This window comes from Sulfolobus sp. B1, assembly GCF_007050195.1.
Classification (GTDB): Archaea; Thermoproteota; Thermoprotei_A; order Sulfolobales; family Sulfolobaceae; genus Saccharolobus.
Window position 1 is genome coordinate 1 of sequence record NZ_QIMI01000167.1, and the last position, 2,929, is coordinate 2,929.

The window sequence follows — 2,929 nt, forward strand, 5'->3', positions numbered from 1 at the left end:
GACTTAATCATATTCGACTTGAAGAGAAACGTTAGAGAGAATATAATTTCATTTCCCAACTCTGAGGAGTACCCTGCAAGTAATAATTGTGTTGGAGATGATGGGAGTATTATCTTCATTTCTAACAAGGATGACTTCTTTAACGTAGGTATGTGGAAGGAAGGAGAGAAATGGCTGATTAAATCCAATCATGATAAGCTCGAAGCTACGTTCTTTAAGGGTAAGTTATTTTATGTAGAGGATTTTGAGGAGACTGAACGTTATGTGTACCAGGCTGTAAAACAGCTTGAACTTGACCTTGAATTATTACTACAGCGTTTTCAGTGGGCTGTACGATTATTATCGACTTAGAGGTTATATTTTCTTTAGGATATCTGAAGACTATTACATCCGGAGCCATGTAAGATGCTCCATTTTCTAACTCAGTACTTATTACTTGTCCTCTGATTGAAATCGACATATTTATCACTTCCATTTTTGAGTTCAAATTAAAAAATTTTTCTATCTATATTCTTGTGGGAAAAATAGCTTATCTCTAGAAATTAATACTTGTCTTATCTGATTTAATAGCAGGGGAATTTGCTCTAAGTTATCAAGAGATGAAGACAAGTTATAAACTTGATTTGCTAAGGAAATCATTTCCAAATCATTTTTAACTATCTCATCTAATTGCTCAGTCTGAATCTTATACCTAGCATAAACATCAGCTCCTCCACCTTGAGAAGATAAGATGATTCCAATCAAAGTTCTAATCTCAGAAATTATGAACTCTATACGCTTAAGTATAGGAGAAAACGGATTTGATGAAACTATTTGCGATTCCATCATTGACAAGTTATTAATCGCATTTTGTAACTTAGAAATAGTAGATTGTCTAATTAGAAAATCGTCTTGTCTAATTAAGTCCTTTACCTTATATCCCCTATAGCCTGGCACAAGGAGTTGTAATTGTTCCAAAGGTGTTAGTTCTTTAGGCATACATATGAATTCCAGTTGTAATTTTAAAAGTTTATGGTCATTCAAATACAACTATATTGTAACAGCTTAATATAGCCATAAACTTACAAAGTAGGGAAAGCCTCGCCTTGGGAAAAGCTTTTAGTGAAGGAAAATCATTGAGGGAAGTCAAAAAGAGGTAATGAGAATGTCTTCCTCCTCAATAATAGCCTTAAGGAGAGTGGGGAAAAGGGATAGGGTAATATGGCTGAAGACCAAGCTTTCGCTGAACGAATGGGCGTAAAAGCCCAGTAGCTATGAAGGTGGTAAACCAGTTAACCACACTAAGGGAACTCTCTAAGGGGAAGAGGTCAGACATCCTTTCCACACTTCATAAAATTACGTTTAATCTTTCTCTCACGAGTGTAGAGAAAATTTTAGTGGAAAATGCTCGTTATACTTTTCACTTATTCCAGTGTTTAGATCTCAGCAGTTTTTTATTTTAGAGGCTTTTTAATCTTTATACATGAATTATATCTCAAAAAATTTTGATAAAAAATTTTAGATCAATTCATTCCCACTTAACCTTATATTCATGATAAGGAGTCTCATCTGATGCCTCTTGTATAGCCTCTTCAATCTCCTTTTTATCCACTTCTCCTTTGTACCTTATAGTTACGTGAGCGATGAAGTGACTATAATCTGGCTTGATTGATATCTCCTCTATCCCTTTAACAGTTTTTAACGCTCTCCTAACCTTATTAACACAGTTATCACACGTCACACCTAACACTTGAAAGCTCATTTCTTTTCCTAGATTAGCTAATATCTTATCTATTCCACTCATATGTTTATATTGTTTAATTTGGTTAATAAACTTTAAATTCCTCTACTTTAACTCATTTAGGATAATTCTATAATTTGAGAAATTACGTTTAATTATCAGTCCACTCTTTTAAACATAATACTATCTATCATTGAAGATTTTATGGCTTATTAAACGTTAAAAATGATCGTGAAAACGTGTTTTAGCATTAAACATTTGAGAAAAATTCATGAAGAATTAATTTCTCTCCTAGGTAACTCCCAGTTAAACCTTATGGCTAATATTCTTAACGTTAGTGTTATTAAGAAGGAAAACTCCAATGCGCTAGCTTCATTAAAAACACTTCTTACAGCGAAGTAGATTAATGAACCTATTATGGCTGCAGTAGCGTAAAATTCCCTTCTTAATACCAGAGGAGTCTCATTTGATAAAATGTCCCTTATAACTCCTCCTCCTACAGCTGTAATTGTACCTATGAACATTACTAATAAAGGATTTGGAGAGATCGAGTAAGCTAACGACGCTCCAGCTGAAGCAAATGCAGCTAATCCTATAGCGTCAGCGTAAATTAGTGGTTTTTTAACATTAGTAAAAATCTTATAGAAAATGAAAGTGGCGAGACTTGATAAAAAGGCGGTTAGAGGATAGGGATAGTAAACTAAGTTAATAGGGGGAGTCTTCCCTAATAATAAATCAGCAATTATCCCTCCTCCCAAAGCCGTGGAAAAGCCTAAGACCAATACCCCCAAAATATCCATGTCTTTCTTAATTCCTTTTAAAGCTCCAGAAATCGCGAAAGCAACTATTCCTAACGTAATTAAATACTTCAAATATCACGAGATGATAAGAATTTTGAAAAATTAAAAAGTTTGCTCTTAAACTCTTTTGAAACTAACAATAAAGCTCTTCAACAAACATGAAGCCCTTTCTACTGTACTTTTGATCCCCTCCCGCATTACCTTCTTTTTATCAATACTTCTTATCAGTAATTGTAGCCCTTTTAAGAGTGATTGCGAAGAGTCTTTTGGAAAATTATCACTTAAAAAAGTTCCTAAATAACTTTAATCCATACGCTTACAGTGGGAGGAGACGAACTCTACAATTCTTTTAACGGCATCAACTTCATTCTCCTTCTTAGCAAATCCGTGCCCCTCATCCTTATATATC

At 34.0% G+C, this 2,929-nt stretch carries 4 protein-coding genes and 1 pseudogene; all 5 read right to left on the reverse strand.

What is annotated here, in order from left to right:
• Positions 1-188, reverse strand: a 188-nt coding sequence (locus tag DMP16_RS11230) for a hypothetical protein (RefSeq protein ID WP_221929531.1), incomplete at its 3' end; no start/stop codon positions are given.
• Positions 189-235: 47 nt separating this feature from the next.
• A pseudogene (locus tag DMP16_RS08905) lies at positions 236-460 on the reverse strand (SPFH domain-containing protein); the annotation flags it as partial.
• 41 nt (positions 461-501) lie between these two features.
• Entirely contained in the window at positions 502-978 is a 477-nt protein-coding gene (locus tag DMP16_RS08910; protein ID WP_143577120.1) for a hypothetical protein, read from the reverse strand.
• 529 nt (positions 979-1,507) lie between these two features.
• Positions 1,508-1,783 carry a heavy metal-associated domain-containing protein gene (locus DMP16_RS08915; RefSeq protein ID WP_069284206.1) on the reverse strand — a complete coding sequence of 92 codons (276 nt, stop codon included), beginning with the start codon at positions 1,781-1,783 and terminating at the stop codon, positions 1,508-1,510.
• 206 nt (positions 1,784-1,989) lie between these two features.
• On the reverse strand, positions 1,990-2,592 hold the full coding sequence (locus DMP16_RS08920) for a trimeric intracellular cation channel family protein (RefSeq protein WP_069284207.1): 603 nt from the start codon (positions 2,590-2,592) through the stop codon (positions 1,990-1,992).
• Positions 2,593-2,929 lie beyond the last annotated feature (337 nt).